Consider the following 6,763-nt stretch of genomic DNA (forward strand, 5'->3'; position numbering starts at 1 on the left):
CAATAACGGCGACCGACTTGTCGATGCCGCGCTTCAGGTCCATGGGGTTCATGCCGGCGATGACGGCCTTGAGGCCTTCGCGGATGATGGCCTGGGCCAGAACGGTGGCGGTGGTAGTGCCGTCACCGGCTTCGTCGGAAGCCTGGGAGGCCACTTCTTTCACCATCTGTGCGCCCATGTTCTCGAACTTGTCAGCCAGTTCGATTTCCTTGGCGACGGAGACGCCGTCCTTGGTAATGGTGGGGGCACCGAAAGACTTGTCGAGCACCACGTTACGGCCCTTGGGACCCAAGGTGACCTTGACGGCGTCGGCGAGCACGTTAACGCCGCGCAACATCTTCTCGCGGGCATGTTCAGCAAAGGCTACTTGTTTAGCTGGCATAAATACTCCTCAAAATGTGTGGAAATTGGTTGGGATATTCAGCGATGCTTACTTTTCGACGACCGCCATGATGTCGTCTTCGCGCATCACCAACAGTTCTTCGCCTTCCACCTTGATCTCGGTGCCGGCGTATTTGGCGAACAGCACGCGATCGCCAACTTTGAGGTCGAGGGCGCGAATTTTGCCGTCTTCCAGAATCTTGCCATGGCCAGCGGCGACAACTTCACCCTGCACAGGCTTTTCTTTAGCGGTATCGGGAATGATGATCCCACCGGCGGTCTTCTGTTCTTCTTCCAGACGACGAATGACGACACGATCATGCAAAGGACGCAATTTCATTGAGCATTTCCTCGTTTTGTACAGGTTAGTGGATGACTTCATCCTGGGCGCTGTTAGCAGTCACACCCATCGAGTGCTAATCATAGGCGCTGAGAATGTTCTGTCAAGGGGCAGCGTGTGACGGGGTCCGGTCAGGAGATACGGGTCCAAAGCGATTGCAGGCTGCGCAGGAGCACGGCATCGGCGCCTTGCAAGCGATGATTGACGCCCGGTAAGGGGCGGATAGCCAGTCCCGGCGCATGGGCGCGGGCGGCGAACTGATAACTGAGGGCAAGGGGTACGGCCTTATCGGCACTGCCGTGGAGAATTTCTACGGGACAATGCAGATAGGGCGGGAAGCGCAGCAAGTCGTAGCGCCAACTGTCTGCCACCAGATCAAACCGCATGTGCAGTTCACCGAGGCCATAAGGATCTTCCCAGCAGCGCAGGTTAGTGTCCTGCCAGGCTTGTTGTTCGTCAGCGGGCAGGCGCCGGAAGATCTCCTGAATAAAGTTGTAGGCGGGGGCGATGAGTAGCAGGGCGCGGATCTGTTTTGGCCAGCGGGTAGCGGCGATGGTGCCCAGCCAGCCGCCCAGGCTGGAGCCTACCAGCAGTACCGGGCGATCTTCTAGCATGTGCAGGATCAATTGCAGATCGGCCAGATAGCGGGACAGAGTCAGGGCCTGAAAGGGGCCGTCGGAGCGCCCGACGCCGCGTGGATCAAAGCGTACCCAGGACCAGCCTTGCGCCTGCGCGTTGCGGGCGAGGATCTGTGATTTGGAGCCTTCCATGTTGGAGGCGAAGCCGGGCAGGAAGACGCCTACGGGGTCGGTATGGGCTTCGTGAATGAGTCCGCAAACGCGGTCGCCGTTGGAGTGAACCAGAGTAAAAGGTCTTTCGGCTGAGGGGGACATCGTCTGCTCCGCGCAAAAAAGGGCGACTAAAGTCGCCCTAAAACCACAAAGGAGGAAAGAAACATGCGCTGCAGCCAGCTACTGACCGCAGCCGAGAATATTAGCAAAAGGCGGGCCTGCTGGCAAGTTACATTCCGACCGGTCGGATAAAAGAAGGGCGGAACCGTGAGGTCCGCCCAAAACCACCAAAGGAGGAAGAAACATGCGCTCGCAACCATCACAGCCGCTTGCAAAGGATTAGAGAGCAAGGTCCGCAGAAAGTTCCGCGCCGTTGGGTTTTTTCTGGAACCCCGTATCCTCAGCGTGCTGGTGGTGCAGTTTCCGCTGCCATGAGGAATGGATAACCTGCGGAAAATGTCTGCAGTGGTAATGAAAGTATGGTGAGGAGCGAAGTGACGCCAGGCACCATCATCCTTGGTTACTATTTCTTTGCTGGCCCGCCCTTCAGCACATAAAGCGTTCCGCAATACGGGCAGCGGGCCTCTCCACTCTCTTCGATCTTGAGGAAAACACGGGGATGCCCGTCCCAGCGGCTCATGCCGGGCGTGGGGCAGCAGAGGGGGAGGTCTTTGGCCTCCACCTCGGTGTAGCTCTGGTCACAGCACTTGCTGGGGCGGGTCATGGGGTCAGCCAACGTGATGCAACCATTCCGGGTGGTCCTCACGATGCCCGGCCACGGTGTCGAAGTAGCGGCTTTGCAGCAGCTCGGTGACCGGGCCACGACGGCCCTCGCCGATGATCCGATTGTCGATTTCGCGGATAGGGGTCACTTCGGCGGCAGTGCCGGTAAAGAAGGCTTCGTCGGCGATGTAGAATTCGTCCCGGGTCAGTTGTTTTTCGACGATAGGGATACCGGCATCGCGGGCGAAGTTCAGGATGGTGTCGCGGGTAATGCCTTCCAGGGCGCTGGTCAGGGTTGGCGTGTAAAGAATGCCGTCGCGGATCATGAAAACATTTTCGCCGGAACCCTCAGCCACATAGCCTTCGCGATCCAGTAGCAGAGCTTCATCATAGCCACAGGAAGAAGCCTCGCGCTGGGCCAGCATGGAGTTCATGTAGTTGCCCGTGGCCTTGGCCTTGCACAGGTGCACGTTGACATGGTGGCGGCTGAAGGAGCTCACCTTGACGCGAATACCTTTTTCCAGGGCCTCCTGGCCCAAATAGCTGCCCCAGCTCCAGGCGGCAATGAGGGCATGGACTTTGAGCCCCTTGGCGGAGAGGCCCATGCCTTCGGCTCCATAGAAAAGGAGAGGGCGGATGTAGGCCGACTCCAGATGGTTGGCGCGAATGACTTCTTTGGTGGCGTCGTTAATCTGGTCCTGGGTGAAGGGGACGTCCATCTGCAATATTTTGGCGCTGTTGAAGAGGCGTTTGGTGTGTTCCGGCAGGCGGAAAATGGCGGCGCCCTGCGGGGTGGCGTAGGCACGTTCGCCCTCAAAACAGCCCATGCCGTAGTGCAGGCTGTGGGTGAGACCGTGCACGGTGGCCTCCCGCCAGGGAACCATCTTGCCGTCAAACCAGATAAAACCGTCGCGTTCCGCCATGGACATCGTCACATCTCCTTAATCGCTATAACTGCCAATGAGTTCCTGCCAAATCTCCCGCACCCCATGCGCTGCGGTTTGCAACGCGTCCCAACCCGGGATCTCTGCGGGGCGAATTTCGTTGTCCTGCAAGTTCAGCCAGCGCCGGTTTTCTTCCTGACGGTACCGTTGCCAGGCTTGGCCGAGGACTGCCCCCTGCTCCGCGCTCCAGATGCCCGCGCCCGTCAGTGCGGCTATCCCTGCGGCGGTCCCGGTATCCTGGCATAGAGTCGGCTGCTGGGAGCAAGCTCCTAGCATAGCAAATTGTACGAGAAACTCGATATCTGTGAGGCCACCGGGGTTCAGTTTGAGGTGAAAGGCGTCTTGGGCAATGATTTTGCTCCGATAAATGCGCCGCCGCATGGCGCGAACGTCTTCTGCCAACTGTTCTGGATTGCGCGGCTGGCCGAGAATTTCCGCACGCAGGCTGGTGAAACGGGCGCCGAGCGCCGCATCGCCAGCGATCCAGCGAGCGCGGGTGAGGGCTTGGTGTTCCCAAGTCCAGGCGGATTCCCGCTGATAGCGGCTGAAGGCGTCCAGGGTGGTAACCAGGGGGCCGGACTGCCCGCTGGGGCGCAGGCGCATGTCGATCTGGTAGAGCAGCCCAGCACGGGTGAGGGTGCTGAGGATGTGAATAATCCGTTGTCCGAGACGAGCGAACCAGGTGGACGCCGCGAGGGGGGCAGGACCATCGCTTTCGGCGTCGAGGGGGGCGTCGTAGAGATAGACCAGGTCGAGATCGGAGGCGAAGCCCATTTCCCGGCCCCCCAGTTTGCCAAAGGCGATAACGGTGAAGGGGGCCGCTTGGCCGTTGCTGGAGCGCACGCAGCCGTGGCGGCGCTGCATCTCCGCTTCAGCCCAAGCCAATGCGGTTTGCAGGGTGAGCTGGGCGAGGTCACTGAGTTGGGGGAGCAGCGTTTCCACGGGCAGCTGGTCCGTCCAGAAGGCGGCGGCGAGGCGCAGGACTTCGGCATTTTTGAAGCGCCGCAGGGCATCCATCCGTTCTTCCATATCTTCAGCAAGCTGTAATTGTGCAGCGAGGGCCTGCGGCCAGTGCTCGGGGCTGATGACGGTGTCGCTGAGCACGTCATCCAGCAGGATGGGGAAGCGTGCCAGCTCCTGTGCCAGCCAGGGGCTGCGCAGTAACGCCGCGATGCGTATGAGGTACGGCGGATTCTCCGCAAGCAGAGCGAGGTAGTTGGCACGCCCCAGAATGGCCTCAATGAGGGTGAGGAAGCGTTGTAACAAGGCGTCGGTGTGTGGCTGGGCGCTGCACAGGTCGAGGGCCAGAGGAAGCAAGCGGTTGAGGCGTTGTCGTCCTTCTGTAGAGAGGCGGCTGGCCACATCGCGGCTGTGGGCGAAGCGCCAAAGGCGTGTCCATACGGCTTCCGGCTCCGTGAAGCGCAGGACCTGGAGCAGGTCGCTGGGAGCGGCTTCCAGCGCGCCGGTCTGGGCGAGTTGCCAGAGTTTCTCTCCGTTGCGATTTTTACCTTGGCGGTCATCCTCCCCGGAGGCCAGGATGCGCTGAAAGATAGCGTGGTTTCGCTGGCGGAGGGTGTCTAGGGTTTCGCGCATGGTGAATACATCCGTGAAACCCATGCTGCAGGCCAGGCGTTGCCATTCCAGTTCCGAGCGCGGTAGTTGCTGGGTCTGCTGATCATCGACCATTTGCAGGCAATGCTCGGTATTGCGCAAAAAAAGATAAGCACGCCGAAGCTGATCGACATCGTTCGCAGGCAGAAGTCCAGCACTGGCGATGGCCGCAAGGGTGTCCAGGGTGTTGGTGCTGCGCAGACCGGGTTGGCGGCCACCGTGGATAATTTGCAGGGATTGACAGATAAATTCGATTTCACGGATGCCGCCTTGGCCCTTTTTGATGTCGTTGCTGCTGCCACCTTGTTCCGCATCCATGAGGACTTTGACTTCCCGTAGGCCGGTGAGGGCGGTGTAGTCCAGGTAGCGGCGATAGACAAAGGGGCGCAGGGTGTCGAGAAGGATTTGGCCAAAGGTGACGTCACCCGCGACGGGGCGCGCCTTGATAAAGGCGTAACGCTCCCAGCCGCGGCCATGCACCTGATAGTATTGCTCCATGGCGGCAGTGGAGATGCAGAGGGGACCGGCATCTCCGAAGGGGCGCAGGCGCATGTCGACGCGGAAGCAGAAGCCGTCGGGCGTGCGCTGATCGAGGGCCTGAATCAGCCAGCGACCGAGGCGCTGGAAGTAGGCAGTGTTGTCGAGGGGGCTGGGGCCATCGGTCTCGCCGCCCTCGCCGTAGCAGAAGATGAGGTCGATGTCGGAGGAGAGGTTGAGTTCGCGTCCACCCAGCTTGCCCATGCCGAGGACGGTGAAAGGCACCTCCTGACCGTCGCTGCTGCGCGGGGTGCCATGGCGCTGGTGCAGCATCGCCACGCCATAAGCATAAGCGTGTTGCAGGCAGATTTCGGCCAGTTCGCTGAGGGCGGCTACGGTTTCTGAATAATGTTCGCCGGGCTGACGATCCTGCCAGATGATTTCTACCATACGGGCATTGCGGTACTGGCGCAGATCGGCAAGGAAGACGTCGCTGGTGAGTCCGTGGGTGGCGGCAAGGTCGCTGTGTCCGCCGCGTGCGAGGCGTAGCAACCAGTGGGGATGGCGTAGGAGAAGTTGGCGCGCAAAGGGACTGACACAAGCGATATGCACCCAATGTGCAGCAAAAGAAGGTCCAGGGCGGCGGAGTTCAGCCTGTTCCTCAGCAGCGAGGGCAGCCCAGGTGGCGGCGAGTGCCTCGGTGATTGCCTCCGCTTCCAGGGGTAACAGGTTAATGGCGTGGATGATCTCCACGGGTAACTCAGGTGCCGCCATGCCTGCTCCTTCCGGTGTTGTTCCGCATCGTGTGTATGGGCAGTGTAACTTATCCCCGTTTTCGGGTCCGCATGGGGCTCTGTGGCGCTTCTTGTGCTAGGATTTTGTGCGATACCGTTGCAGCGTTACGCGGTGCTATGCGGTAACGCGGTCCGCAGAGAGAATCGTAGTAGGGAGCACATTCATTACCTCATGGCGTTTACCGGCGTTGACCGGACGGATTGGCTGATGTTACGGGCTTTCAGGAGAGGCGTGCCTTGCCGCGTTTGCGCCTGACCTTTGCCGGCGTCCGCCGGGTTAGCGGTTGGCTGTTGGCCATCGTGCCGACAGTGCTGGTATTGCTGGCGGCGGCTTTCTATCTCCTGCTGATTCCCCGTCTGGATTTGTTGCGTCCCTATGTTTCTCAATCCTTGTCGCGGGCTTTGGGTGCTCCAGTGCAGGTGCGAGGTATGCAACTGGGTTGGAACTGGGGGCCGTTGCTGGAATTGGCCGCGTTGCGGGTGGGCCCGTCCGCACAGCCCGAACTGGCGCTGCACGGGGTGCATCTGCGCCTTTTTGCCCTGCCGCTGCTCTGGGGGGAGCTGGTTGCACAGGATTTCCGCATTGCGGACGGCGAGGTGTCCGTCGTTCAGGCGGCGGACGGTGACTGGCAGGTGGCCGGGCAGTCGCTGGGACATGGCGGATCGCCATTGTCGCTGGATCTGGACTGGGCGCATGTGGAT

At 60.4% G+C, this 6,763-nt stretch carries 6 protein-coding genes and 1 pseudogene; 1 reads left to right on the plus strand and 6 read right to left on the minus strand.

The features are described from left to right. The 6 genes from Q0C48_RS10105 to glnE form a co-directional block, all read right to left on the minus strand. Positions 1 to 382 (minus strand): TCP-1/cpn60 chaperonin family protein (locus tag Q0C48_RS10105; protein ID WP_291523988.1); only part of this gene is annotated, 382 nt, incomplete at its 3' end. A 48-nt stretch (positions 383 to 430) separates the two neighbouring features. After that, the gene (gene groES / locus Q0C48_RS10110) at positions 431 to 721 is read right to left on the minus strand and encodes a co-chaperone GroES (protein ID WP_288020136.1); all 291 of its coding nucleotides are present in this window, start codon (positions 719 to 721) and stop codon (positions 431 to 433) included. Between the two features lie 131 nt (positions 722 to 852). After that, positions 853 to 1,614 carry an alpha/beta hydrolase gene (locus Q0C48_RS10115; protein WP_291523990.1) on the minus strand — a complete coding sequence of 254 codons (762 nt, stop codon included), beginning with the start codon at positions 1,612 to 1,614 and terminating at the stop codon, positions 853 to 855. Positions 1,615 to 2,035: 421 nt separating this feature from the next. After that, entirely contained in the window at positions 2,036 to 2,236 is a 201-nt protein-coding gene (locus tag Q0C48_RS10120; RefSeq protein ID WP_291523992.1) for a zinc-finger domain-containing protein, read from the minus strand. Between the two features lie 4 nt (positions 2,237 to 2,240). Next, positions 2,241 to 3,164, minus strand: a complete 924-nt coding sequence (locus tag Q0C48_RS10125) for a branched-chain amino acid transaminase (RefSeq protein ID WP_291523994.1) — start codon at positions 3,162 to 3,164, stop codon at positions 2,241 to 2,243. Between the two features lie 12 nt (positions 3,165 to 3,176). Further along, complete coding sequence (gene glnE, locus Q0C48_RS10130) at positions 3,177 to 6,041, minus strand: bifunctional [glutamate--ammonia ligase]-adenylyl-L-tyrosine phosphorylase/[glutamate--ammonia-ligase] adenylyltransferase (protein WP_291523996.1); 2,865 nt, start codon at positions 6,039 to 6,041, stop codon at positions 3,177 to 3,179. 257 nt (positions 6,042 to 6,298) lie between these two features. On the opposite strand from glnE, the pseudogene Q0C48_RS10135 reads away from it, so the two are divergent. After that, positions 6,299 to 6,763 (plus strand): annotated as a pseudogene (locus tag Q0C48_RS10135) (hypothetical protein); the annotation flags it as partial.

This window comes from Acidithiobacillus sp. (genome assembly GCF_023255755.1).
In the GTDB taxonomy this organism is placed as follows: Bacteria; Pseudomonadota; Gammaproteobacteria; order Acidithiobacillales; family Acidithiobacillaceae; genus Acidithiobacillus.

What these genes read in the sequence shown, in the direction of transcription:
- groES (WP_288020136.1), bottom strand. Translation starts at nt 721, where the DNA reads ATGAAATTGCGTCCTTTGCATGATCGTGTCGTCATTCGTCGTCTGGAA.
- Q0C48_RS10115 (WP_291523990.1), bottom strand. Translation starts at nt 1,614, where the DNA reads ATGTCCCCCTCAGCCGAAAGACCTTTTACTCTGGTTCACTCCAACGGC.
- Q0C48_RS10120 (WP_291523992.1), bottom strand. Translation starts at nt 2,236, where the DNA reads ATGACCCGCCCCAGCAAGTGCTGTGACCAGAGCTACACCGAGGTGGAG.
- Q0C48_RS10125 (WP_291523994.1), bottom strand. Translation starts at nt 3,164, where the DNA reads ATGTCCATGGCGGAACGCGACGGTTTTATCTGGTTTGACGGCAAGATG.
- glnE (WP_291523996.1), bottom strand. Translation starts at nt 6,041, where the DNA reads ATGGCGGCACCTGAGTTACCCGTGGAGATCATCCACGCCATTAACCTG.